The sequence below is a fragment of the Streptomyces sp. NPDC029292 genome (assembly GCF_055569295.1).
Window position 1 is genome coordinate 14,394 of sequence record NZ_JBVHXR010000021.1, and the last position, 22,745, is coordinate 37,138.

Below are 22,745 nucleotides of genomic sequence, written 5' to 3' on the forward strand. Positions count from 1 at the left end.
TTCCCGGCGTGGTCTCAGAGCACCTCGGCGAAGGTCACCTTGCGGTTGGTCAGCAGCGGCCACACCGTCTCCACGATCAGTTCGTCGAAGTGGTCGGCGGCCTTGTGCGCGTCGAAGCCGGCGCGGTCGGCGTACACCTCGTACAGCACGAAACTGCCCGGCCGGTCCGCCTCGGCATGCACCTCGTACGCCAGGTTCGCCGGCTCGGCGCGGGTGTGCTCGCGCACCTTCAGCAACGCGGCGCGCACCGTGGCCTCGTCGGCGGGCTCGCAGTAGTAGTGGGCGATGACGGCGTAGGCCATGTGACTTTCTCCTTACGTCCCCTGGGCGGGGTCTCGGCTCCCGGCGGCATCGCACATGCCGTCCGGCCTGCCGATTCCAGCACGGATCAGCCGCCCGCCGACCCGCGCGCGGCGCAAGCAATGACTGCCCCCGCGGGACTGGTGGCACCGCCCCGACATGGTGTGTTGTCGCATCCGGCCCAGTACGGCCGCTCCCTGTGCAGACCGCGGAACCCGCACCGCGGCGGACGAAGGAAGTGATCTTCATGCGAACCCTGGAAACCCTCTCCGGTGGAGAGTGGGTGGCGACCGGAGAGTGGATCGACGTCCACGATCCCTCGGACCTGCGCACCCCCGTCGCCCGCGTCCCCGCACTGAGCGCCGCCGACGTCACCCGCGCCTACGACCACGCCGAGCAGGGCTTCGCCCTCTGGAAGCGCACCAGTCCCTTCGAGCGTGCCCGGATCATGACCGAGGCGGCCCGGCTGCTGCGCGAGCGCGTCGGTGAGATCGCCGAGGACCTGGCCACCGAGATGGGCAAGACCCGCGCCGAGGCGACGGGCGAGACGATCAAGGCCGCCGACTTCCTGGAGTACTACGCGGGCATCGCCCGCCAGGGCTACGGGACGCTGCTGCACGACGTCCGCCCGGACACCCGCACCAGCCACCAGCGCGAGCCGATCGGCGTCGTCCTCGCGATCACCCCGTGGAACGACCCGCTGATCACCCCGGCCCGCAAGCTGGCTCCGTGCCTCGCGGCGGGCAACGCCGCGATCCTCAAGCCGGCCACCGACACCCCGCAGGCCGCCCTGCACTTCGCCCGCGCCCTGCACGACGCGGGCCTGCCCGCCGGTGTCCTCAACGTGGTCACGGGCCGCGGCTCGCAGATCTCCGAGGCGCTGATCGCCGACCCGCGCCTCGCCGCGCTCACCTTCACCGGCAGCAATGAGGTCGGCGAGGGCCTGCGTGCCCAGCTCGCCAACAGCAACGTCCGCTTCCAGGGTGAGCTCGGCGGCAAGAACGCCACCGTCGTCCTTGCCGACGCCGACCTGACCGCGGCCGCCAAGGCCGTCGCCGCGGCCGGTTTCGCCCAGGCCGGGCAGCGCTGCACCGCCACCAGCCGAGTCATCGTCGAGCGGTCCGTGTACGAGGAGTTCACGCGGCTGCTGCTCGCCGAGGCCGCCGCGCTGCGCGTCGGCCCGGGTCTTGCCGAGGGCACCACGATGGGGCCGCTGGTGAGCGCCCGTCAGCGCGACAGCGTCCTGTCCGACGTCGAGCGCGCCGTCAAGCAGGGCGCGACGGTCCTCACCGGCGGCGACCAGCCGAAGGACGAGGCGCTGAGCCACGGCTGCTACGTCAATGCCACCGTGCTCGGCGACGTGACCCCGGAGCTGGACATCTGGCGCGAGGAGGTGTTCGGACCCGTCGTCGCCCTGCTCCCGGTGGACTCCTTCGAGGAGGCGGTCGAGGCGGTCAACGACTCGGTCTTCGGCCTCGCCGCCGCCGTGTTCACCCAGAACCTGGGCGCCGCCTACCGGTTCGTCGACGAGGCCGAGTGCGGCCAGATCGCGGTGAACACCACCACCTCAGGCTGGGACGTCCACCACCCCTTCGGCGGATTCCGCGACTCCGGTTCGCCGTTCAAGGAGCAGGGCGAGGAGGCCCTGCGCTTCTACACCCGCGTCAAGACCGTCGCCATCCACTTCGGTGCCTGACGACCGGCCCTTGGACAAGGGCCTCAGCAAGGAAAGGAGGATGCCGATGGCTGACGAGACGATCGGTATCGTCGGCGCCGGTATCGTGGGTCTGGCCACGGGCCGTGAGATCGTCCTGCGCCGCCCCGGCACCCGAGTTGTGGTGCTGGAGAAGGAGCAGGCGGTCGCCGTCCACCAGACCGGGCACAACTCGGGCGTGGTGCACGCCGGGATCTACTACACGCCCGGCAGCCTCAAGGCCCGCCTGTGCACCAAGGGCATGGCGCTGATCCGCGAGTACTGCCAGGACCGGCAGCTGCCGTACGACGAGTGCGGCAAGCTGGTCGTCGCAGTCACCGACGCGGAAGTGCCGCGCATGGAGGCGCTGTACGCCAAGTCCCTGGAGAACAAGGTGCCCGGCGTACGCAGGGTCTCCGCGGGCGAGATCCGCGAGATCGAGCCGCATGCCGTGGGCAGGGCGGCCATCCACTCCCCGCGCACCGCCATCACCGACTACACCGCCATCGCCCAGTCCTTCGCCAAGGACATCGAGGAGTCCGGCGGCGAGGTGCGGCTCGGCTTCCCGGTCACCCGCGTCACCCGGCTCACCGGCGGCGGCATCGAGGTCGCGTCCGGCGCCGAGACCCTCAAGGTGGACCGCCTCGTGCTCTGCGCGGGGCTGCAGAGCGACCGTGTCGCCCAGCTCGCCGACGACGGCGACGAGCCGCGGATCGTCCCGTTCCGCGGCGAGTACATGACGGTGTCCCAGGAGAAGGCGCACATGGTGCGCGGGCTCATCTACCCCGTACCCGACCCGCGGTACCCCTTCCTCGGCGTGCACTTCACGCGCCGGGTGGGCGGGGACGTGGAGGTCGGCCCCAACGCGGTCCTGGCCTTCTCCCGCGAGGGATACCGCCTCTCCGACATCGATCTGCGCGAGCTCAGCCGCATCGCCGCCTTCCCGGGCATGTGGCGGATGGCGAAGGAACACTGGCGCACCGGCATCAAGGAGATGCGCGGCTCGCTCTCGGTGCGGGCCTACATGAAGGATGCCAAGGCGTACGTGCCCGGCATCGACGCCTCGGACGTGGTACGCGGCGGAGCCGGCGTACGCGCCCAGGCGCTCGGCAGGGACGGCTCGCTCGTGGACGACTTCGCCATCCACCAAGTCGGTGGGGTCACGGCCGTCCGCAACGCGCCCTCGCCGGCGGCGACCTCCTCCATGGCGATCGCTGAGCACATCGTCGACACCGTGTTCGGCGACGTTTCCGCAATCTGAAAATGCCCTGCGTACAGCGGGCTTTCGCGCAACAACTGCTTGCATCCCCAGGTCTCTGCAAAGGCCTCTCGTCCGCCTAGCGTTCCATCCGCACCACCCCACCACCCCCCTTTCGAGAAACGGTAGAAGAGACATGTTCGTTGTCGACACCCAGATCCACATCTGGAAGGAAGAGACCCCGGACCGCCCCTGGGTCCCGGGCGCACGGGAGCGCATCCGCCTCAACGGCCACCGCGAGGAAGCCTTCTCCTACGAGGAGGCCCTCGAGCTGATGGACGAGGCCGGCATCAACCGGGCGCTGATCCTGCCCCCGTCCTGGGAGGGCAACCGCATCGACTACGCCCTGGAGGCGTGCGAGGCGCACCCGGACCGCTTCGGCATCATGGCCCGCGTCCCGCAGGACAACGAGGTCGAGGGCACCGCGATGCTGAAGGACTTCGCGCAGAACCCGCACATCAAGGGCACCCGGCTGACCTTCCACCGCCCGCAGGACCGCAACTGGATGATCGACGGCACCAACGACTGGTACTGGCCGATCGCCGAGGAGCTCGCCGTCCCGACCATGGTGCACGCGCCGATCTGGAAGCGTGAGCTCGGCCAGATCGCCGCCAAGCACCCCGGCCTGAAGATCATCATCGACCACATGGGCATCATGGCCCGCTGCGTCGACGACGCGATCGGCTACTGGGTCGCGGAGACCGCCGACCTGGCCAAGCACCCCAACATCTACGTCAAGGTCTCGGCCCTCCCCGGCTACTCGACGCAGCCCTTCCCGAACAAGAACATCGAGCAGTACGTGCGCGAGATGGTCGACAAGATGGGCCCGGAGCGCTGCTTCTACGGCACCGACATCACCCGCCTGCTCGGCCACGGCATCACCTACACCGACACCGTCGAGCAGTTCACCAAGCACTACGACTTCACTCCCGAAGAGCTTGAGTGGATCATGGGCCGCGGCATCAGCGAGGTCCTCGACTGGCCGATCGAGGGCTGAGGAACCACCTGAGATGACGGACACCAAGAACACGTCAGGCACCGACGGCGGTGACGCCGTCGTCTCCGCCTTCAACGCCGTCGGCGCCGACTACATCTTCTGCTCATCGGGGTCCGAATGGGCCCCGGTGTGGGAGTCCCTCGCCCGGCACCACCGTGACGAGCTCCCCTGCCCGCGTTACCTCGACCTGACGCACGAGACCGTCGCCGTCGGCATGGCCACCGGCTACGGACTCGTCAAGCGCCGGCCGCAGGGCGTGCTCCTGCACGCGGCCCCCGGCCTGTTGCAGGGCTCGATGGCGGTCCACGGCGCGCTCCTGGCGGGCGTCCCGATGGTGGTCACCTCCTCGGAGTCGACCACCTACGGCGACGGGCCGGGCCAGGACCCGGGCGGCCAGTGGTACCGCAACCTGTCGATCGTGGGCGGCCCGCACCAGATCGCTCAGCCGTTCACCAAGTGGTCCAACGAGGCCGCCAGCGTCCACACGCTGCCCACGATGATCACGCGGGCGGCGGAACTGGCCTGGCGGGCCCCCGCGGGCCCCGCGTACCTCAACATCCCGCTGGAGATCCTCCTCGAGGAGTGGGACGGCCGAGAGGCCAAGCCCATCGTGGAGCCGGGTTCCACGCACAGCTCGCCCGAAGAGGTCGACCCCGTCGCCCAGATGATCCGCGAGGCCGCCAACCCCGTGATCGTCACCGAGACGGCCGGCCGCGAGGCGGGCGGTTTCGAGGCCCTCGTCGCTTTCGCCGAGGCCTGGAACATCCCGGTCGTCGAGCCCGACTCGGCGGTGTGCGGCAACTTCCCGCGCACCCACCCGCTGCACGCCGGCAGTGACATCGGGCCGTGGATGGACGAGGCGGACCTGATCCTCCTCGTCAACTGCCGGGCGCCCTTCTACCCGCCTTCGCGCCGCCCGTCGAAGGCACAGATCGTCGTCATCGACGAGGTGCCGCAGCGCCCGCACGTCGTCTACCAAGTCCTGTTCGCGGACAAGTACTTGGAAGGCAACGTCGCCAACACCCTGCGCCAGCTCGCCAAGCGCGCCAAGGATCTCGACGTGGCCGCCGTCACCGCGCGGCGCGCGGCGCAGGAGGAGCGGCACGCCGGCGAGCAGGCCGCGATCACCGCGGCCGAGGCGAAGGCGGCGCAGGCCGAGGGCATCGACCCGGTGCTCGTCGCCGCGACGCTGCGACGGCTGCTCGAGGGGCAGGACGCGATCGTCGTCGATGAGACCATCACGCACAGCCGCGTCGTCAAGCGCCATGTGCAGACCTCCGACCCCGACTCGTACTTCTACGTGCAGGGCGGGCTCGGCCAGGGCATCGCGGTCGCACTCGGCGTCAAACTCGCCGCCGAACAGCGGCCCGTGGTGCTCACGATCGGCGACGGGGCGTTCGCGTACAACCCGGTCATCCAGTCGTACGACGCCGCCAAGGCGTACGAACTGCCGCTGCTGATCGTGGTCTTCAACAACCGCGTCTACAAGTCGATGAACCTCAACCACCGCAGGTTCTACCCCGAGGGCGCGGCGGCCGACACCGGCGAGTGGCTCGGCACCGATCTGCACCGGCTGCCGCGGCTCGCGGCGTTCGCCGAGCCGTTCGGGATGCACACCGAGACGGTCGACGCACCCGACGCCCTCACCCCCGCCTTGGAGCGCGCGCTCAAGGCCGTGGCGGAGGGCACCACCGCCGTCGTCGACGTCCTCGTCACCCGCTGACCCAGGAGGCACCCGCCACCATGACCGAAACCCCAACCCCCAAGCCGGGCAAGGTCCTTGTCCCCGCCGAGGATCTGCGCGCCTTCGGTGCCGCCCTCCTCGAGAAGGGCGGCCTCAGCCCCGAGCACGCCCGCACCACCGCCGAGGTGTTCGTCTGGGCCGCGCTGCGCGGCGTCGACTCCCACGGCACCGCGCGCATCCCCGCCTATCTGGAGCTGCTCGCCAAGGGCGTGGCCAACGCCACGCCCGAGATCAAGGTCGAGTCCGGCGCGTCGGCCGTCGCGGTCCTGGACGCCGACCGCGCGCCCGGTCCGGTGGCCCTCACCGCGGCCGCCGAGGAGGCGGTGACCCGGGCCAGGACGAGTGGGGTGGCCGCCGTGGGGGTGCGCCGTACCGTCCACACCGGCGCCATCGGCTACTACGTGTCGAAGATCGCTGAGCAGGGCCTGGTCGGCATCGGCTTCGTCGCCGGGATGCCCAACATGGGCTACACCGGCGTCAAGGGCGCCGCCGTGGCCACCAGCCCGCTCGCCATCGCCGTGCCGGCCGAGAGCCACGCGCCGCTCCTGCTCGACATGGCCACCGCCACCATCGCCCTGGGCAAGATCCGCCAGGCCAAGGCGAGCGGCACCCCGCTGCCCGAGGGCGCCGCCGCCACCGCGGACGGCACCCCCACCACCGACCCGGAGAAGGCGGTCATGCCGCTGCCGCTGGGCGGCGCCAAGGGGTCGGGCATGTCGCTCGCCTTCGAGCTGCTCACCAGCGTGCTCGTCGGAGCGCCGATCTTCGCCGCCTTCCACTCGGACGACCCCCAGGGCCGCAAGCACCGCCAGAACGCCCTGCTGATCGCGATCGACCCGGCGGCCTTCGGCGACGCGGACGCCTTCACCGCGTCCGTCGACGCCACCCTGAGCACCCTCAAGGGGTTGCCGGCGGCGGACGACGCTGCGGGCGTGTTCTACCCCGGCGAGCGCAGCGCCGCCGTGGCCGTGGAGCGTGCCGAGAAGGGGGTGCCCGTGGCGCCGAAGGTCTGGCGCGAACTGACGGAGAGCGCGGGCAAGTTGGGCGTCACCCCGCCCGACGCCCGATAGCGGGCCTGCAGAGCTCCACGAAGGGGGATGGAGGGACAGGTGGCCTGGGGCGTGAGCTGTGCGGAGCCCGCCCCGGCCGCCACGTCCACCGTGACGCGCCCGGCCGTCACGTCCGCCGCGCCACGTTCAACGCGATGCGCCCGACCGCTCAACCGGCGTCGGGCGCCCCGTCGTTGACGGCCCGCCGCACATGCCGGGCGATCAGGGCGTAGACCTCCCGTGCCTTGACCTCGTCATTGACGTCGTACCCGTGATCGGCCTGGGGCACGTCGTAGTGCTCGACCAGCGCGCCAGCCTTCCGAAGGCGCCCGGCGTAGCGCTCGCCCTCCGCCTTGAGGAGGTCGAACTCCGCCGTGACCACCAGGGCCGGGGCGATGCCCTTGAGGTCCGCGGTGTCCGACGGATGGGCGGGCGACACCAGCCGGTCGGCGCGCTCACCCGGGTCCGGCACGTACGAGGTGTCGAAGACCTCCGCCATCCAGGGGCGCAGCTTCGGCTTGGCGATGGCGGCCCGCTTGTCCTTGGCGTGGGTCGCCAGGTCCAGCGGTGGATAGTGAAGGACTTGGAGCGCGATCGAAGGCCCGCCCTCCTCGAGAGCCTGACGCGCCACGGCCGCGGCGAGACCGCCTCCGGCGCTCTGCCCGCCCACGGAGAGCCGGCTGCCGTCCCAACCGTGCTCGGCGCCGTGCTCGGCGATCCACCGGACCACCTCGAAGGCCTGCCGGGGCGGGGCGGGAAACGGGTGTTGCGGAGCGAGCACGTAGTCCACGTTGATCACGGCCACACCCGCCTCCGCCGCGAGGCAACGGCAGAACGGATCGTCCATCTCCGTCAGCGGCATGACGTAGCCGCCGCCGTGGAAGTTGACGTGGACCGGCACGGGCACGTCCTGGACCGCGGGCATGTACACCACGACCCGGGCCGGAGCCACCGAGGTGGGGACCGTCAACTCGTGTGCGGTGCGCGGGAACTCGGGGAAGCGGCCGAGTGAAGAAGCCTCGGAGCCACGACCGCCGGCGCGCCGGTTCGCCAGCAGGACAAGACGCTGCATCGACTTGGCGGCGAAGGAGGCCACGGTCGGCCGGGCGAGGAGAGACATACGGTTCCGTTCGTCGAGCCGTGTCGCCAATCGACAGGATTCCTGGCGATTGGTGGGTGATGCTAGCACGGGTTCTCGCAACTTCTCAGGTGCTTGCCAGGGGCGCCTTACGCACCCCCTACGGGGTCAACAATATTGTTGGCAATCCCAATTGAGTTGCGAAAATCGCCTTCGCAACCATCGAAGCCAGGGAGGCCACCGACTGTGAACCGACGGGCGTTCTTGAACCGGTCCCTGACCGTCGCCGCGGCGGCAGCGCTCACGAGCAGCGGAGCGATCGCGTATGCGTCGGAGGAGAAGTCCTCCGCACTCGCGCTGAAGGGACCTGTCCGGATCAACACCGGCCTGGTGTCCGGAGTGGCCGCCGCACTGCCCTCGGTCACGGTGTTCAAGGGGATACCCTTCGCGGCGACCACGGCCGGTGAGAACCGCTGGCGGCCCCCGCAGGCGGCGAAGTCCTGGACGGGCGTGCGCACGGCGGACACGTTCGGGGACGCCTGTCCGCAGCAGATGATGGGCACCACCTCCGTGTCGATGAGCGAGGACTGCCTCAACCTGAACGTCTGGACGGGTGCCGCGCACGCAGGCGAGAAGCGCCCGGTCCTCGTCTGGATCTACGGCGGCCGGTTCGTCGGCGGTTACGGCTCGGACCCCTCCTTCGACGGTGCCGGTCTGGCCGAAAAGGGCCTGGTCGTGGTGACGTTCAACTACCGCACCGGCGTGTTCGGTTTCCTGTCCACGCCCGAACTCAGCGAGGAATCCGGGCACAACGCTTCCGGGAACTACGGTCTGCTCGACCAGATCGCGGCCCTGCGCTGGGTGCGGCGGAACATCGCCGCGTTCGGCGGCGACCCGAACCGGGTGACGATCGCCGGTCAGTCGGCCGGCGGCGCCTCCGTGATGGACCTGCTCTACTCGCCGCTCGCGAAGGGCCTGTTCCACGGCGCCATCTCCGAGAGCGCCGGCGTACGCGACCCGGGCGACCCGGAGATCGCCGCGCTGGCCGCCTCGTACCGGACCCTGGACACCGCCGAGATCCAGGGCACCGCGTACGCCACGAAGCTCGGTGTGTCGACCCTGACGGAGCTGCGCGCCCTGGCGGCGGACAAGCTGATGGCGGATCAGAACGGCAGCGACACGACGGTCAGTGCCCCCGTCAGCGGCAACCCGCCGCTGTTCCGGCCGGTCCTCGACGGCTGGGTGAAGCCCTGGACGTATGAGCAGGCCCTCGCCGGCGGGCACGTCCACGACGTGCCGGTCATGGGCGGGAACAACAAGGACGAGAACGGCGCCTCGCCCAACCCGACCGTCAAGCTCGCCGACTTCCGGAGCACCGCGGAGAAGGAATACGGCACCCTGGCGGACGAGTTCCTGAAGCTCTACCCCGCCACGACCGACGCCGAGGCGGGTCAGGCGCGCAACGCCTCCGCGCGCGAGGGCGCACGGGTCTCCGCCGACCTGTGGGCCGAGAAGTGGGCGAAGACGGCCAAGAGCCCTGTGTTCACGTACTACTGGAACCACACGCCGCCCGGCTCCACGCGAGGGGCGTACCACGGCTCGGAGATCAACTACGTCTTCGACAACCTGTACGCCACGGACCTGGCGTGGACCGACGCGGACCGGACGATCGCGGACACGCTGTCCGACTACGTGGTGAACTTCGTGACTCACGGCGACCCCAACGGCAAGGGACTCACCCGCTGGCCCGCCGCGAACCGTCGCTTCGCGACCACGATGGAACTCGGCGACACGTTCGGCGCGATCGCCCTGGCGGACGACGCCAAGGTGGAGTTCTACGAGCGGTTCTTCGCGACCCAGAAGACCTGGTGACGCGTCAGGTCCCGTCAGTCCGCTGGGGCGCTCTTCTCCGGAGCGCCCCAGGGGCCTGCCTGTGTCGTCCGGGTGCGTATGCACATGCATCCGGTTCGGTCGAAGTCCGGTCCGCTCAGCGGCCGATGCGGACGCGGGTGACCTGGTCCTCGCCCACCGGTCCGGCGCCCGACTTGTCGACCACGTACGCGGTGCCGTCGGCCGCCTCCACATGGTGGGGACCGGCGCCGGTGGCCACCGTCTCCACGACCGCTCCCTCGCCCGGGTCGACGACCGAGACGGTGGCGGCCGTACGGTTGACCACCAGAACACTGCCCGGCCGCGGGTCGGCGGCGACGGACAGGGCGCCCGCGCCGGTCGGCACGGTCTGGGTGACGGCGCCCTTGCGCAGATCGACCACCGACAGGGCGCCGGCGGTCTGGTCGCCGTTGAGGTCGGCGGCGTAGACCGTACCGGTCCGCTCGTCGACGGCGAGCCCCGTCGGGCCGGAGCCCTCGACCGTGACGCGCGGCCGCGGGTGCCCCGGGGCCAGGCGCCGGTCAGCCGTGCCGCATGTCGTCCGGGTCAGTCGGAGGCGAGCCCGGGAAACCTTGCGAGGTGTCCTGGCGCGTGTCCTCGGGACCGACCGGCGCCCCTTCACCGGTCATCCGGGACTGCGGTGTCTCCCTGATCGGGGCGTCGCCGGCGGACGGGCCGGTGTCGGTGCCGGCGGGGGTGATCCGGCCGCGCCAGCCGCCGCTCTCCTGCCCGCGCTCTTCGATGAAGCCTTTGAACCGCCTCAGGTCACCCTTCACCTGCCGGTCGAGCACACCGAGCATGTCACCCGCCTTCTCTGTCAGGCCATGGGGTTCGAACTTCATGGCCACGCTGATGCGGGTATGCGCGTCGTCGAGCCTCTGGAACGTGACGACGCCCATCTGCTCGGCCTCGCCGCCCACAGTGCGCCAGGAGATCCGCTCGTCGGGCAGCTGGTCGACGATCTCGGTGTCAAACTCGCGCCGGGCACCAGCAACCTTAGTCGTCCAGTGGCAGTGCTCGTCGTCAATCTGACGGACCTCCTCGACGCCGTCCATGAAGCGCGGGAACTCCTCGAACTGCGTCCACTGGTTGTATACGAGGCGCAGCGGGACATCGACGTCGATGGATTCCTTCACGGTGCTCACGGCATCCTCCTTGCGTCCGAACAGTCAGGATATTTCGGGTCAAAGTGCGCGTTCCCCGGCTAGTGGTCCCTAATCCCGGCGGCCGGCGAAGGCCCGCACGGCACCAACACCCGGAGACGGCAGGTCCCCGCTCTACTTGCCGAGTTTCTGCTTGAGCTGGGCCTTGTTCATGGACGAGCGCCCTTCGATGTTGCGGCGCTTGGCCTCCTCGTACAGCTGGTCATAGGTGGGGCCTTGAGAGCCGCTGTGCGAGCGTTGACCGCCCCGCTGGGACGATGACTTGTCCTGCGTGGACGTCCTGCTCGCGGTCTTCGACTCGCCGGTTCGGGCCCGTTCCTTGTTGACCGTGCGGGAGGCGATCTCCTCGGCCCGCTTCGTGCTCTCGCCGCGCTGCTCGGCACTTTCCTTGATGTGTTCGTACTGACGTTCCCGCTTGGGGCTCGACCCGCGAGGCATGCTCACTCCCTCAATGGCTGTTGGGGCGCCTTGCTCACCCTGTGCGGCGCCGGGGCGGAGCCGCAAACGCACGTACTGCGTCCGGGCCGCCTGCATCACCTGTGCAGCTGTCGAGTACCCCGCCGAAGCGTCTCGACGACTCGGTTCACCTGTCGATACCGATGGAGCCGTGACTGACGGCTCTCCGTGGCGGCAACCGCGAAGTCGAACATCGTCGGACGGGAGGCGAAGCCAACTGGCTGCGGTCCAGCGGCGGCCTCTCTCGCAGGCCTGTGCCGAGAGTCGACTCGGAGTCCGGCGGAATGCCCCGGGCACGCGGGCCCAGGGCATCCATAGCCGCCTCGTCGACTGCCGCTCAGTCGCGGGTGCGGCAGTTGCCTGTCCAGTGCGGCGCCCTGGCGGCTGTGGGCCAGGGCCTTGCGGAGCAATTCCGCGTCGCCTGTATCCCGTTCACGCTCCGCTAGCGCCCTGCCGCTACTCCCTGGAACAGTACGTCGCCGGCGACCGTTGGGCCGGCAACGGACACCGCCTTCGACGAGTACGAGAGGACGGCATCCGCGGTGCTCCGGGTCCAGATGCGAGTCACGGGCTCCTGTGCCGACAGTGCACGTCTTGAGGAAGAGTCACGGCGCGGGGCTGCTGCTGGGAGAGGACTCGGTGGTCGCCCAAGAGCCGGGTGCCTCTTCGAACGCGCCGCAACCGCTGTTCCGCGCCCACCGCGCAGCGACCGACGCCAGACGAGTCGAACTGCCTGCCGTGGCGCGCAACAGACGGAGGCGGTCGGGCAGCTGTCCCGACCGCCTCGAGTCGGCTCACGCAGCCAAGCCGCAGGTGGTGCCGACCGACGAAATGTTCGGCCTCGGCGTTCGCTCGGCTCGGTGCGTCCCGTCGGGTGTGTCGCCGGAGCGAGCAGTCCTACCGGCCGGTCCTCTTCACGCGGTCCGTCGCCTTTTCCGCGGTCTCCTGCGCCTTACCGACGATCTGCTCACCACGGCCCTCGACCTGCATGCCCTCGTCCTGTATGGCCTTGCCAGTGGTCTCTTTCATCTTTCCTTTGACCTGCTTGGCCTTCGCCTTCGCCTTGCTCATGACCCGTTGCCCTCCAATGAGGCTCGAATTGGTGCTTAAAACCATGCGCTGGGCATGACGTCTCCGCAACCGGTGCGCAAGGCGGTCCCGCAGCCGTGTCCGCGGAATGCGGCAGCACCAAGAAATGCCAGGACGAAACAGATCAAGGGGGCGAGATGAGGGAGACCCTCGGCAAAGTCCTGGGCGACAAATCCATGCAGTGGTCAGGCCGTGGCGAACAGCTTCGCGGCAAGGCCCAGGAGACAGGGCGGAAGCGTTCTCGCCTGGCGAGATGGATGGATGGCTGTGATCAGCCTGGTTTGGTGAGGTAGTGCCGGTCCCGGGACGCATGGCGCGACCCCTGATGATCAAGGTGTCTGAAGCCGTCGATCACGCAGGGGCCGCGTCCGCATGTCAGTTTCCACGGTCGAGGTCCTCGCCTGTCACCGTGACCGCTTCGCGGACGCGTACGCCGTCGAAGCCGAGCAGCTGCCGGACCTGGCCAAGGCGGACGGGGCTCATGGCCCTGGCACATTGCGCCAGGCGCAGCCTCGTGGCGAACAGCCGAACCACGAACACACCCGAGGCGATCACCGCCAGGAGCACGCCCATCATCGCAAAGGTCTTCAAGGCGGTGACGGTTCGCGGGGCCGGGTGCCCACGGCGCTCATGCCGTGGCGGATCGGGCGGCGATACGGGTCACCGTGACCGCGACGGTGACCGGCTCCGCGACGCCGTGGGTGGCGAGGTGGGAGGTGACGGCGGTCCGTACACGGTCGTGGACGTTCCTGGCGGTGTCCAGGGCTCGGTGGCCCTCGGCCATGACGCAGCGCACCTCGATGCGCCATCCCGAACCGTCCGGCGCCCGGTCGGCGCGGATGCCCGCCTCGGGCGGCGTGCGGTGCGACGCGGTATCCGTCCGGGTGGGCGTGGCGGCTGCCGCGAGGCGGTGGGCGAGGCGGGGTTGCAGGCCGGCCACGCCGGGAACCGCGAGGGTTGCCTCGGCCGCGACGCCGAGGAGCGTGGCCGTACCGGTGGCGGTCATCACGTGCCACCGCCTGTGGGGTGGCCGGGGCTCAGGGGTGGCCACGGCTCCAGTACGTCGACCACGGTGATGTCGACGGCCGTCACGGCCAGACCCAGGTCCTGTCCGGCCGAGCGGAGGACGGATTGGCGTACCTGATGGACCCGGTCGGGCAGCGGGCGGTCGAGGGCAGCGGCCAGGGCCATGGTCACCCGCACGTCGGTGCCCTCGCCCGCGGGTACGAACTGGCAGTTCGCGGCCCTTACACCGGGGACCTGATCCACGGCCTGCCGCAGTACCTTTGCGGCAGCGCTCTCGGCGATCCGCAGGTCCCGGTCCGGGTCGGCCAGGGGCAGCAGCCGTCCGAGCCGGATCTCTGCCCTGACGACGTTCATGACACGGTCGGCGAGTGCCTGCAGGCCGGGAGGGTCTTCCGCACGAAGCGCCTGGGTGGCCGCGTTCACCGTGGCCAGTCCCTCGACGGCCTCGCGGCAGTGAGGACAGGACACCGTGTGCGGATCTGCGGCCGGCGCGGCGTCCTGCGCCTGTTCCCAGACCCGGCTGAGCAGGCGGCCGCAGGGCAGTACCTCATCACCCGCGAACGGGGGCACGTCGGCGGCGGTTGGGCTGGTGCGGGGCCCGTCGGCTCGGGGCTGTTCGGAAGGCCGGGCATGCGGGTCGTCTAGCGCCATGGGCCCATCGCCTCCTGCAGGGATCGGCGTGCTCTGAACAGTCTGCCGCGCACCGTCTGCTCACTGGTCCGTGTCACGTGGGCGATCTCGTTGTAGGGCAGGCCCTGCAGTTCCCGCAGGATCCAGCAGATCCGCTGCCCGGCGTCCAGCTCGGCGAGCGCGCGGGACAGGGCCGCGGTGGCCGCGTCCTGCTCGGCGGACCGGGCGGGCTGGCTCCTCGCGTCGCCCGTCGCGGGTTCGGCGACGGTATCCAGGGGGAGGGGCGGCGGTCGGCGCCGCCGTCGCATGGTCAGGCAGCGGTTGACGGTGATCCGGTACATCCAGGTGCGGAACTCCGCAGTGTGACGGTACTCCGGTAGACGCCGCCAGGCGCTGACGAAGGCGTCCTGAACGGCCTCTTCGGCGTCCTGGGGGTTGCCGAGCATGCCACGGGCCAGAGCCAGGAGGGACCGGTTGTGCCGCTGGACGAGAATGGCGAAAGAGTCTTCGTCTCCCTCGGCCGCCCGCACGGCCAGCAGTTCGTCCGGCAGGTCGCAACCCAGCCGTGGGGAAGCAGGACGTTGAATCATGGCGCTCTCGCAGGGGGCTCGGGAAGAGCATGCGCCCACGCCCATGTGATGCACATCACACGTTACGTCTGTGAGAGGTACGCCGCCCCGGGTGTCCAACCTCTCGAGGGGCACCAGGCAGGTGTCACACCGACCCATCGAGGCGACCGCCATGACGGACAACACCACCAGCGTCGGCGGGGGCAGCCGGCCCGACACAGGCGTGAGCGCGCTGAAGGGCCGTACCGGGGCCGGGGCTCCGGCCGAGACACGGGGGAAGACCACCATCGCGGACGGCGTGGTGGCCAAGATCGCGGGCATGGCCGCACGCGAGGTACCGGGCATCCACAGCCTGGGAGCGGGGATGGCCCGCGCCTTCGGCGCCATGCGGGAACGCGTCCCCGGCGGAGGCGGAGGCGTCACGCGCGGGGTGAAGGTCGAGGTCGGCGAGCGCCAGGCCGCAGTGGACTTGGACGTCGTAGTCGAGTACGGCGTCTCCATCGTCGACGTCGCCGGCGGCGTACGCACCAACGTGATCAGCGCCGTGGAGCGGATGACGGGGCTGGAGGTCGTCGAGGTGAACATCGCCGTCGACGACGTCCACCTGCCCGACGAGGAGGAAGAGGCCGGACCGGACGAGGGCCGCGTGAGGTGATCGACCGCCGTGACCACGGCCATGCCCTGGGCATGAGCGGGTGATCACACGGACGATTTCGCGAGACGGGTGAGTGCATGATGAACGCAGCGACGACGGGCCTCGCGGCCGGCATGGCCCTGGGCTTCGCCGGTTACTTCGGCGGCTTCTGGGCATTCCTGCTGGTTCTGGTTCTGGGTGCGGCGGGGCTGATCGTCGGCCTCGTCGTGCAGGGCGACCTCGACCTCCGTACGCGGAGGCAGCGGTGAGTGCCCGGCCCGGTTCCCAACCCCCTGGCGAAGGGCCCGGCCCACCGGGGCGATCCGCCGACCTGCCGCCTCCGGCCGAGAGAGGCGCCACCGTCATCCCTGACAGGGTGGTCGCCCGTATCGCCGCCAAGGCCGCACGCACGGCCCAGTCCCGGCGTGCCGCCATACCGCCCGACCGGAGCGGACCGGTGGCACCCAGCGCCTCCGCCGTCGTCCGTACCGGATCGGTGCGCCTGCACCTGGCCATGGACCTGCCCTACCCCACCGACATCCCCCACGTCTGCGAGCGGATCCAGCACGACGTCGCCGAACGGGTGGCTCAGCTGACCGGCTTGGAGGTGGGAGAGGTCACCCTCACCGTCCGGCGGCTGGTGACCGCCGCCGGCGCGAACCGGGGACGGGTCCGGTGAGCCGCCCGGCAGCCCGGGGCGCCGGGCACGCCGCCCAGGAAGGAGGACCGGAATGACACCCGACCCGGACCCTCCCGCACGCAGCTCCGCGCCATCCGCGCGCCGCGCCACAGTGCCGCTGACAAAGGAGCCCGGGGAGCCGAGGGAGCCCGGTCCACCCGCACACGACGCGCCCCTTCCGCCGGACCCGGTAGCGGGCGAGCACGACAGACGGCACCGGACCCACCGCCCGTGGTCCGCGCGCCGCCTTCCGGCCGCGCTGGTCGCCTCGGTGATTCTCGCGGCGGCGGGCGCGGCGCTGTTCGACGTCGTCGCCGTACGGGCGGGACGCCCTGCGGCAGCCTGGCGACGGCACCTGGCCGACGAACTGGCCACCCGCCCCGTGGACGACGTATGGGTGCTCACGGGGGCCGCGGTGGCCGCCGCCGTCGGCGTCTGGTTGATCGTCCTGGCCCTCACCCCCGGCCTACGCCACTGGCTGCCCCTGCGCTCCCTGGCGCCCGGGCTGCGGGCCTCCCTGGACCGCGACGGCGCCGCCGACCTGCTGCGCGACGCCGCCATGCGGGTCCCGGGAGTCAGCACGGCTCGCATCCGGGTGCGCCGCCAGCGCGTCAAGGCCCGCGCGGATGTCCGCTTCCGCGACCCCCGGCAGGTGAAGGACGACCTCATCGCCGTCCTCGACGAGGAGCGCGACCGGCTCGTCCTCGCCCGCCCTCCCCGCATCGTCGTACGGGTGCGGCGACGCACCAGCTGACCGACAACCCTCAGCACCGGAGCCCACACCATGACGCCGCGAACCGTACTCAATCGCAGTCTGCTGGCCCTCGCTGGACTGGTACTGCTCGGCGGCGGTCTGCTGATCCTCTTCGCCGGGCTCGACATCTACCGGCGACACGATCTGGTCCCGCCCGTCGGCTGGCCCCTGACCACCCCGGACGACGTCCTGCTCGGCTCCGCCGACCGGGCCCGCTGGAGCAGCCAGGGCTGGTGGTGGTGGCCCGCGGTCATTGCCGCCCTCGCCCTCGTCGCCCTGCTCGCCCTGTGGTGGCTGCTCGCCCAACTGCGACGACGCCGCCCCGGAGCGCTGCCCGTCGGCGGCACACCCCCGCAGGAAGGCGTCGAACTGCGCGACCGCGCGCTCAGCGACGCGATCACCGCCGAAGCCGGTGCCCTGCCGGGGGTTGAGCATGCGACCGTATGCATCACTGGCCGGCCTGCCCACCCCCGCACCCGCGTCACGCTTGCTCTCACCCCCCAGGGTGCACCCGGCGCCGCCCTCGACGCCCTGTGTGAAGGCCCGCTCCGTACCGCTCGTCGGTCCACCGGCTCCCCCCACACGCACACCGAGGTCCGCCTACAAGTCGCCCACCACAAACCGCACCGCGCGCAGTAAGGCAGGAGACCGACCATTCCCCGGTCCAGCCCCCTGCCGGTCTTCCATAGTTCACCGTGGAACCGGCCCCCGACAGAGCAGCGTCGACCCCTCGCCCGAAGATTATGGGGATGGCACCGTCCGGCTGTCACCGGGTGTCTGCGGGGAGCCGCGGCAAGTACGTGGCGAAGTTGTCACCCCTCCCCGACGACCTGACGGTCCCCACGGGCCAGACGGTGGTCGGGGCCACGCAGGGCCTCTCGGGTACATCCGTTTGACCGGCACCGCCGAACTCGGAGCGGGAAAGCACCGCGTAGCCAAGGGCAGGAAGCACCAGGCGGAACGTGCGCCCGGCACCGGCTCCTGTGTCGAGTTCGAGTCGACCGCGGGCCCTGGGCGATCGCCTCTCCTCCGGCGGCAGTCCGGGCCCTTGGTCGACGACCGCGAGCACGCAGATCGGCGTGCCCTCGGTCAGGGGTGGGGAGGCGCTGGTGCGGCAGATCCTGCGTGAGTCGGACGTGGCGCGAGAGCTGAGAGCCGGCCGCCGCGCCGCGCCGACGAGGTCGCGGAGGCCGCCGCACGCGCCTTCCGGCTGCTGCCCGCCGCCCCACGCGACCTGGACCCGTCGGCCGGCAAGGGCTCCCGTTCGCCGGCTCGGCGGATCAGCTCCGACCGCGACACCGTCGAACGGGACCTCATCAGGCTCGTCCGCACTCTCGTGGAACTGCTGCGCCAGCTCATGGAACGACAGGCCCTGCACCGCGTCGACCAGGGAGACCTCACCGACGAACAGGAAGAACGCCTGGGAGCGACACTCATGCTGCTCCACGACCGCATAAGCGACCTGTGCGCCCAGTACGGACTGACGATGGAGGACCTCAACCTCGACCTCGGGCCGCTGGGCACATTGCTGCCGCCCTCCGACTGAACCCCCGGCGACCGAGTTGGGATCTCTCCCCGCCGTACCGTCGCCGATGAGGGGTACTCGTATCGCCGTGTCCGACTCCGCGCGTGAAGGAATCTGTCGAGGTCGATTTCCATTCATGGAGGGCGTTGAGGAAGTGACACAGCTCGACGAATCCCATAACCACTGGACCGACAAGATTGGCGGCGTGCGACGGAAGTTCGACACCGAGATCGTGGACCAGCTCCCGGACGAGAGGATCGCCTGGCGCACAATCAGTGGCGACGCCCAGCAGACGGGCATGGTCCACTTCCAGAGCCTGGCCAACACAAACCCCGGTCGGTGACCGCGCGATGGCGTGGTCACCGACCAGCACACATGTACCGTTCACTCAGATGCGCCCCGACGGATCACTCATAGCGGGACTTCGAGCTAGGTGAGCAGGGCTCCTCGCCTTCGGCGGCTGGCCGGCATCGCCCCATGGGCACCTGCGCCGCTTCCAGCAGGAGAGCGAGTGCCCTCGGCCCAGCCACGGAGAAGAGCGGCCATGTGCGACGTTCTGGATCACGGGTACCCCGTACACATGGATTTCTGGTCGAAAGAACCGCCATTGCCGCCGAGCCGGGGCAGAATCTCGACGGCGATTACTGAGTACTTGAGAAGTACAGGGCCGCCTCCCGACGACAGGGCGATTGCAGACGCATCCCCCTTCGGCGACGATTGGCAACTCGGCCTGTATCTCTGTTACGAGCTGCACTACCGGGGTTTCGCTGACGTGAACGCCGCCCGTGAATGGGATCCCGACCTGCTCAGGGCCCGGGCAGCCCTGGAGCGCCCCTTCCTCAAGGCCCTGCGCCACCAGGCGACACGGCATGAGCGCGCCGCCGAGGCGCTGGACGAACTGCTCGTCGAGCCCATAGACGGCACCGGGGTCACCCGCTACCTCCAAGACGACGGGGAGCTGTGGCACCTACGCGAATACGCCGCACAGCGGTCGCTGTACCACCTCAAGGAGGCCGATCCGCACGCCTGGGTACTGCCCCGCCTGTGGGGCCGGGCGAAGGCCGGCATGGCAGCCGTGGAGTTCGACGAGTTCGGCGGCGGCCGGGCGGATCGCGTGCACGCGCGGCTGTTCGCCGACCTCATGGCCGACCTCGGCCTGGACACCACCTACGGGCGCTATCTCGACTCGGCTGGCGCCGAGGCACTCGCCGTCGTGAACCTGATGTCCCTCTTCGGACTGCATCGCGCCCTGAGAGGCGCACTGGTAGGTCACTTCGCCACCGTCGAGATCACCTCGTCGCCCGGTTCACGGCGGCTCGCTCAGGCCATGCGGCGCACCGGCGCGGGACCGGCCGCCGAGCACTTCTACGACGAGCACGTCGAAGCCGACGCCGTACATGAGCAGGTCGTGCGCCGGGAAGTCGTCGCGGGCCTCCTCGAAGAAGAACCCCACCTGGACGGCGACGTCGCGTTCGGCGTGGACGCCACCAACTACGTCGAGGACCGCCTTGCCGAGCGACTCCTCGGCGCGTGGCAGGCAGGCGAGTCATCGCTGCGTACGCCCGTCTGACCAGCCGGCCTGGCCCCGAACAGGTTCTCCAAGGCCCCCGAGAACCGGAGATGAGACCCCATGACTTCCCTTGCTCTTCCCGGTGTCTACGCCCCACAAGACGACACCGATCTGCTCGTGCAATCCCTGCGTCAGGAACCCCTACGCCCGCAGGCTCATGTCCTCGACATCGGCACGGGTACAGGAGCTGTCGCTTTGGCCGCCGCACGGCTGGGCGCGAAGGTCACAGCCGTCGACATATCCTGGCGGGCGGTTCTCAACGCCAAGGTCAACGCGGCGTTGGCGCGACTTCCGCTGCGCGTCATGCGCGGCAACCTGCTGGCTCCGGTGTCAGGCCGATCTTTCGATCTCGTCCTGTCCAACCCGCCGTATGTACCCTCACCCGACGCCGGCTGCCCCCGCCACGGCGCGGCCCGGTCCTGGGACGCCGGCTATGACGGCCGTCTTCTTCTGGACCGCATATGCCGGGACGCACCCGCACTCCTCCGGCCCGGCGGAGTTCTACTCCTCGTCCAGTCCGCCCTGAGCGGCGCGGAAGAGACGCTGAGACTGTTGCGGGCGGCAGGCCTGGACGCAGACGTCGTGGAACACCGCTGCATCGCGTTCGGGCCCATCCTTCGCTCCCGAAGCAGCTGGCTGCAAAGCCGCGGCCTGCTGGAAGGCGATGACGAGAAGGAAGAGCTGGTGATCATCCGTGCTGAACGACTCCACTGAACGACGCCGCCGCATCACAGCTCAGCGCGCAGGGCCCCTGCTCGTTGAAGGCCCGGTCGAAGTCACTCTGGACGACGGCACCACCGTGCTGTCCGACCGATTCTGCGTAGCCCTGTGCACCTGCCGCCGCAGCCGAACCTACCCGTGGTGCGACACCAGCCATCGCAGGCCCGGCAGGCCGAGCCAAATGGACAGTCCGGGGCCCGAGGCAACATCGGAACTCAATCCTTGATCCGCGCTGACGCTCACCCCTCCGCCGGCCGGGGCAAGCCCGGCACCGCAAATCGCCGCCAGTGCTTCGTCACAAACGCTTAGGGAACTCGACCCCCATGAACACGTACGCAGCCGATCAGAACGCGTGCTGGATCGAGGCGGCGCCTCCCGGGAACCTGGCCGTAGCGTGGCGGTACTGGAAGTCGGCCGGAACGCCGCAGGGGTCACCGGCCATACGACCGCCAAACTCAGTGCAGGCGGCTGACCAGGTCCGGCACACGCAGAAGACGGCCCGGCGTCCGTGTTCAGCACGAAACTCCGGGCTACTGCGCTCGCCAAAGGCCTCAGCCGCTGCCCCGACCAGCCCATCACTGTCGCCTCGCCCGCTAGACCCCCGCGCCACGCTGCGCGGCAGTCCCGGTGCCGTCGCCAACGCGTCGGCACCCGGCGCCGTACTCGCGGTCGAAGCGACTGGCCGCCGCGGCCGAGCCGGTCACCCGATGCAGTCACAACCCACTCGCAGGCCAACTACAGGCTTCGGCAGACGACTTGGTCGAGGAGCACGTCGAGCACTGCCGGATGCACGGCTCCTCATGGACGGACATCGGCTCCGCCGCGGGCGTAACCCGACAGGCGGTCCAGCAACGCTCGTACGCCTCCACAAGCGCTACAGCCCCGGGACGATGACCGGCGACCTCCGCCAGGCGATGGTCCATGGGAAGCAGGCAGCGGTGCAGCACCGCAACAACTACATCGGCACCGAGCACCTATTGGGGGGTCTCACCACGGAAGACAACAGCGCCACCCGCCTCCTGCGGACCGCCGGCGTCTCCCCCGAGACAGTCCGCCGGTCCGTCGGGACCCGGCTCAGCACGGGCGCCTCCCAAGCAGCCGCCCGGATCGTCTGGACTCCCTATTCCGGCAAGGCCATCGCCATCGCGGAGGCACGGTCCGAGCCGAACGGCTCCTACCGCATCGACTGCGACGACCTGCTCTTCGGCCTTGCCCAGGTCGGCCACGGAGGGCCGCCACAGTCCTGACCGGCGACGGCTTCGACCTGGCAGCCCTCGGCGCCACGTCTGCGGACGCTCGCTCAACAAAGCACGGGTGACCACATCTTTCGATCGGAGAGCGCGCGGCTCACCCACCCGGACTTGAGTGAGACACATCGGCGGATCCCGTCTCGCTCAAGTCCGGGCACCGTTCGCCGGTGGGAGGATCACCCGGTGCAGCCCGTCGAAGCTCTGCTGGGCACCTGGTTGGCCCGGAATGATGACCCGAGCTGAGGCGTACGCGTGTCAGTAGCGGCGCACCACCGCCACCGGCCCGTTCTCCTGCTCCGCGGTCAGTGCCAGTCGGCGCTCGGGCTTCTCTCCAGACGGCGCCGCAGGGCCGTGTAAAGGCCATTCCGGCCCTTCCCCTCGCGCCGACCTCCTGGAAAGACCCATATCGGCCTCGCGCCTGGACCAGCCCGCCTCGGCGAACGCCGCTCCCGTGTGAACGACAGAGCGGTGGGGCGCGGATGTGCCTACTCTGGAAGAGGCAACAGCGAAATCGGAGGACACCATGATCGTCCTCGGCGTCGTTCTGCTCGTCATCGGCCTCGTCGTCGGAATCAGCATTCTGTCGACCATCGGTGTGGTCCTCGTCGTCATCGGAGCCGTCCTGTGGATTGTGGGCGCCCTCGGCCACGGCGTCGGCGGACGCAAGCACT

At 70.1% G+C, this 22,745-nt stretch carries 23 protein-coding genes and 4 pseudogenes; 17 read left to right on the forward strand and 10 right to left on the reverse strand.

The window, feature by feature from the left end:
* Positions 1–14: 14 nt before the first annotated feature.
* Complete coding sequence (locus tag ACZ4WS_RS36290) at positions 15–302, reverse strand: putative quinol monooxygenase (protein ID WP_467987137.1); 288 nt, start codon at positions 300–302, stop codon at positions 15–17.
* 245 nt (positions 303–547) lie between these two features.
* On the opposite strand from ACZ4WS_RS36290, the gene ACZ4WS_RS36295 reads away from it, so the two are divergent.
* From ACZ4WS_RS36295 to ACZ4WS_RS36315, 5 genes are all read left to right on the forward strand, one after another.
* The gene (locus ACZ4WS_RS36295; RefSeq protein ID WP_467987138.1) at positions 548–1,996 is read left to right on the forward strand and encodes an aldehyde dehydrogenase family protein; all 1,449 of its coding nucleotides are present in this window, start codon (positions 548–550) and stop codon (positions 1,994–1,996) included.
* Between the two features lie 46 nt (positions 1,997–2,042).
* Positions 2,043–3,254 carry an L-2-hydroxyglutarate oxidase gene (gene lhgO, locus ACZ4WS_RS36300; RefSeq protein WP_467987139.1) on the forward strand — a complete coding sequence of 404 codons (1,212 nt, stop codon included), beginning with the start codon at positions 2,043–2,045 and terminating at the stop codon, positions 3,252–3,254.
* Positions 3,255–3,387: 133 nt separating this feature from the next.
* On the forward strand, positions 3,388–4,248 hold the full coding sequence (locus tag ACZ4WS_RS36305) for an amidohydrolase family protein (protein WP_467987141.1): 861 nt from the start codon (positions 3,388–3,390) through the stop codon (positions 4,246–4,248).
* Positions 4,249–4,261: 13 nt separating this feature from the next.
* Positions 4,262–5,971 (forward strand): thiamine pyrophosphate-dependent enzyme, encoded by a 1,710-nt coding sequence (locus ACZ4WS_RS36310; protein WP_467987143.1) that lies wholly within the window; start codon positions 4,262–4,264, stop codon positions 5,969–5,971.
* A 20-nt stretch (positions 5,972–5,991) separates the two neighbouring features.
* On the forward strand, positions 5,992–7,062 hold the full coding sequence (locus ACZ4WS_RS36315; RefSeq protein WP_467987145.1) for an Ldh family oxidoreductase: 1,071 nt from the start codon (positions 5,992–5,994) through the stop codon (positions 7,060–7,062).
* 148 nt (positions 7,063–7,210) lie between these two features.
* Here the strand turns inward: ACZ4WS_RS36315 and ACZ4WS_RS36320 are convergent, their stop codons facing one another.
* Positions 7,211–8,161 carry an alpha/beta hydrolase gene (locus ACZ4WS_RS36320; RefSeq protein ID WP_467987146.1) on the reverse strand — a complete coding sequence of 317 codons (951 nt, stop codon included), beginning with the start codon at positions 8,159–8,161 and terminating at the stop codon, positions 7,211–7,213.
* Positions 8,162–8,365: 204 nt separating this feature from the next.
* Here ACZ4WS_RS36320 and ACZ4WS_RS36325 point away from each other — a divergent pair, with 204 nt between their 5' ends.
* Positions 8,366–9,991 carry a carboxylesterase/lipase family protein gene (locus ACZ4WS_RS36325; protein ID WP_467987148.1) on the forward strand — a complete coding sequence of 542 codons (1,626 nt, stop codon included), beginning with the start codon at positions 8,366–8,368 and terminating at the stop codon, positions 9,989–9,991.
* Positions 9,992–10,106: 115 nt separating this feature from the next.
* On the opposite strand, the pseudogene ACZ4WS_RS36330 reads toward ACZ4WS_RS36325, so the two are convergent.
* The 8 genes and pseudogenes from ACZ4WS_RS36330 to ACZ4WS_RS36365 form a co-directional block, all read right to left on the reverse strand.
* Positions 10,107–10,505 (reverse strand): annotated as a pseudogene (locus tag ACZ4WS_RS36330) (YncE family protein); the annotation flags it as partial.
* Between the two features lie 196 nt (positions 10,506–10,701).
* Positions 10,702–11,154, reverse strand: a pseudogene (locus ACZ4WS_RS36335) (SRPBCC family protein); the annotation flags it as partial.
* A gap of 132 nt (positions 11,155–11,286) precedes the next feature.
* Complete coding sequence (locus ACZ4WS_RS36340; RefSeq protein WP_467987149.1) at positions 11,287–11,610, reverse strand: plasmid stabilization protein; 324 nt, start codon at positions 11,608–11,610, stop codon at positions 11,287–11,289.
* 915 nt (positions 11,611–12,525) lie between these two features.
* The gene (locus ACZ4WS_RS36345) at positions 12,526–12,699 is read right to left on the reverse strand and encodes a CsbD family protein (RefSeq protein ID WP_467987150.1); all 174 of its coding nucleotides are present in this window, start codon (positions 12,697–12,699) and stop codon (positions 12,526–12,528) included.
* Between the two features lie 393 nt (positions 12,700–13,092).
* On the reverse strand, positions 13,093–13,308 hold the full coding sequence (locus tag ACZ4WS_RS36350; RefSeq protein ID WP_467987151.1) for a hypothetical protein: 216 nt from the start codon (positions 13,306–13,308) through the stop codon (positions 13,093–13,095).
* A gap of 37 nt (positions 13,309–13,345) precedes the next feature.
* Complete coding sequence (locus ACZ4WS_RS36355) at positions 13,346–13,723, reverse strand: Asp23/Gls24 family envelope stress response protein (protein ID WP_467987152.1); 378 nt, start codon at positions 13,721–13,723, stop codon at positions 13,346–13,348.
* Entirely contained in the window at positions 13,723–14,394 is a 672-nt protein-coding gene (locus tag ACZ4WS_RS36360; RefSeq protein WP_467987153.1) for an Asp23/Gls24 family envelope stress response protein, read from the reverse strand. The genes ACZ4WS_RS36355 and ACZ4WS_RS36360 overlap by 1 nt, the downstream gene beginning before the upstream one ends.
* Positions 14,385–14,963 (reverse strand): RNA polymerase sigma factor, encoded by a 579-nt coding sequence (locus tag ACZ4WS_RS36365; RefSeq protein WP_467987154.1) that lies wholly within the window; start codon positions 14,961–14,963, stop codon positions 14,385–14,387. The genes ACZ4WS_RS36360 and ACZ4WS_RS36365 overlap by 10 nt, the downstream gene beginning before the upstream one ends.
* Positions 14,964–15,114: 151 nt before the next feature.
* Between ACZ4WS_RS36365 and ACZ4WS_RS36370 the strand changes: the two genes are divergently transcribed.
* From ACZ4WS_RS36370 to ACZ4WS_RS36420, 11 genes and pseudogenes are all read left to right on the forward strand, one after another.
* Positions 15,115–15,597 carry an Asp23/Gls24 family envelope stress response protein gene (locus ACZ4WS_RS36370; RefSeq protein ID WP_467987155.1) on the forward strand — a complete coding sequence of 161 codons (483 nt, stop codon included), beginning with the start codon at positions 15,115–15,117 and terminating at the stop codon, positions 15,595–15,597.
* 77 nt (positions 15,598–15,674) lie between these two features.
* The gene (locus tag ACZ4WS_RS36375) at positions 15,675–15,845 is read left to right on the forward strand and encodes a hypothetical protein (protein ID WP_467987372.1); all 171 of its coding nucleotides are present in this window, start codon (positions 15,675–15,677) and stop codon (positions 15,843–15,845) included.
* Between the two features lie 107 nt (positions 15,846–15,952).
* Positions 15,953–16,255, forward strand: a complete 303-nt coding sequence (locus ACZ4WS_RS36380; protein ID WP_467987156.1) for an Asp23/Gls24 family envelope stress response protein — start codon at positions 15,953–15,955, stop codon at positions 16,253–16,255.
* A 52-nt stretch (positions 16,256–16,307) separates the two neighbouring features.
* The gene (locus tag ACZ4WS_RS36385; protein WP_467987157.1) at positions 16,308–17,009 is read left to right on the forward strand and encodes a DUF6286 domain-containing protein; all 702 of its coding nucleotides are present in this window, start codon (positions 16,308–16,310) and stop codon (positions 17,007–17,009) included.
* Positions 17,010–17,039: 30 nt separating this feature from the next.
* Positions 17,040–17,648, forward strand: a complete 609-nt coding sequence (locus ACZ4WS_RS36390) for an alkaline shock response membrane anchor protein AmaP (protein ID WP_467987158.1) — start codon at positions 17,040–17,042, stop codon at positions 17,646–17,648.
* 529 nt (positions 17,649–18,177) lie between these two features.
* Positions 18,178–18,555: pseudogene (locus ACZ4WS_RS36395) on the forward strand (gas vesicle protein K); the annotation flags it as partial.
* Between the two features lie 106 nt (positions 18,556–18,661).
* Positions 18,662–18,865 (forward strand): annotated as a pseudogene (locus ACZ4WS_RS36400) (SRPBCC family protein); the annotation flags it as partial.
* Positions 18,866–19,114: 249 nt separating this feature from the next.
* A complete protein-coding gene (locus ACZ4WS_RS36405; RefSeq protein ID WP_467987160.1) occupies positions 19,115–20,104 on the forward strand; it encodes an iron-containing redox enzyme family protein in 990 nt (329 codons plus the stop codon).
* A gap of 60 nt (positions 20,105–20,164) precedes the next feature.
* On the forward strand, positions 20,165–20,818 hold the full coding sequence (locus tag ACZ4WS_RS36410; protein ID WP_467987161.1) for a HemK2/MTQ2 family protein methyltransferase: 654 nt from the start codon (positions 20,165–20,167) through the stop codon (positions 20,816–20,818).
* Positions 20,802–21,050 (forward strand): CDGSH iron-sulfur domain-containing protein, encoded by a 249-nt coding sequence (locus ACZ4WS_RS36415; protein WP_467987364.1) that lies wholly within the window; start codon positions 20,802–20,804, stop codon positions 21,048–21,050. Before ACZ4WS_RS36410 ends, ACZ4WS_RS36415 begins: the two co-directional genes overlap by 17 nt.
* 664 nt (positions 21,051–21,714) lie before the next feature.
* Positions 21,715–22,071, forward strand: a complete 357-nt coding sequence (locus ACZ4WS_RS36420; RefSeq protein WP_467987162.1) for a Clp protease N-terminal domain-containing protein — start codon at positions 21,715–21,717, stop codon at positions 22,069–22,071.
* Positions 22,072–22,745: the final 674 nt, after the last annotated feature.

Bases quoted from the DNA above. Each gene is read 5' to 3' on its own strand.
- ACZ4WS_RS36365 (WP_467987154.1), bottom strand. From the start codon at position 14,963: ATGATTCAACGTCCTGCTTCCCCACGGCTGGGTTGCGACCTGCCGGAC.
- ACZ4WS_RS36375 (WP_467987372.1), top strand. From the start codon at position 15,675: ATGATGAACGCAGCGACGACGGGCCTCGCGGCCGGCATGGCCCTGGGC.
- ACZ4WS_RS36315 (WP_467987145.1), top strand. From the start codon at position 5,992: ATGACCGAAACCCCAACCCCCAAGCCGGGCAAGGTCCTTGTCCCCGCC.
- ACZ4WS_RS36290 (WP_467987137.1), bottom strand. From the start codon at position 302: ATGGCCTACGCCGTCATCGCCCACTACTACTGCGAGCCCGCCGACGAG.
- ACZ4WS_RS36345 (WP_467987150.1), bottom strand. From the start codon at position 12,699: ATGAGCAAGGCGAAGGCGAAGGCCAAGCAGGTCAAAGGAAAGATGAAA.
- ACZ4WS_RS36390 (WP_467987158.1), top strand. From the start codon at position 17,040: ATGACGCCGCGAACCGTACTCAATCGCAGTCTGCTGGCCCTCGCTGGA.
- ACZ4WS_RS36295 (WP_467987138.1), top strand. From the start codon at position 548: ATGCGAACCCTGGAAACCCTCTCCGGTGGAGAGTGGGTGGCGACCGGA.
- ACZ4WS_RS36385 (WP_467987157.1), top strand. From the start codon at position 16,308: ATGACACCCGACCCGGACCCTCCCGCACGCAGCTCCGCGCCATCCGCG.
- ACZ4WS_RS36405 (WP_467987160.1), top strand. From the start codon at position 19,115: ATGGATTTCTGGTCGAAAGAACCGCCATTGCCGCCGAGCCGGGGCAGA.
- lhgO (WP_467987139.1), top strand. From the start codon at position 2,043: ATGGCTGACGAGACGATCGGTATCGTCGGCGCCGGTATCGTGGGTCTG.
- ACZ4WS_RS36355 (WP_467987152.1), bottom strand. From the start codon at position 13,723: ATGACCGCCACCGGTACGGCCACGCTCCTCGGCGTCGCGGCCGAGGCA.
- ACZ4WS_RS36420 (WP_467987162.1), top strand. From the start codon at position 21,715: ATGACCGGCGACCTCCGCCAGGCGATGGTCCATGGGAAGCAGGCAGCG.
- ACZ4WS_RS36320 (WP_467987146.1), bottom strand. From the start codon at position 8,161: ATGTCTCTCCTCGCCCGGCCGACCGTGGCCTCCTTCGCCGCCAAGTCG.
- ACZ4WS_RS36340 (WP_467987149.1), bottom strand. From the start codon at position 11,610: ATGCCTCGCGGGTCGAGCCCCAAGCGGGAACGTCAGTACGAACACATC.
- ACZ4WS_RS36305 (WP_467987141.1), top strand. From the start codon at position 3,388: ATGTTCGTTGTCGACACCCAGATCCACATCTGGAAGGAAGAGACCCCG.
- ACZ4WS_RS36360 (WP_467987153.1), bottom strand. From the start codon at position 14,394: ATGGCGCTAGACGACCCGCATGCCCGGCCTTCCGAACAGCCCCGAGCC.
- ACZ4WS_RS36310 (WP_467987143.1), top strand. From the start codon at position 4,262: ATGACGGACACCAAGAACACGTCAGGCACCGACGGCGGTGACGCCGTC.
- ACZ4WS_RS36410 (WP_467987161.1), top strand. From the start codon at position 20,165: ATGACTTCCCTTGCTCTTCCCGGTGTCTACGCCCCACAAGACGACACC.
- ACZ4WS_RS36370 (WP_467987155.1), top strand. From the start codon at position 15,115: ATGACGGACAACACCACCAGCGTCGGCGGGGGCAGCCGGCCCGACACA.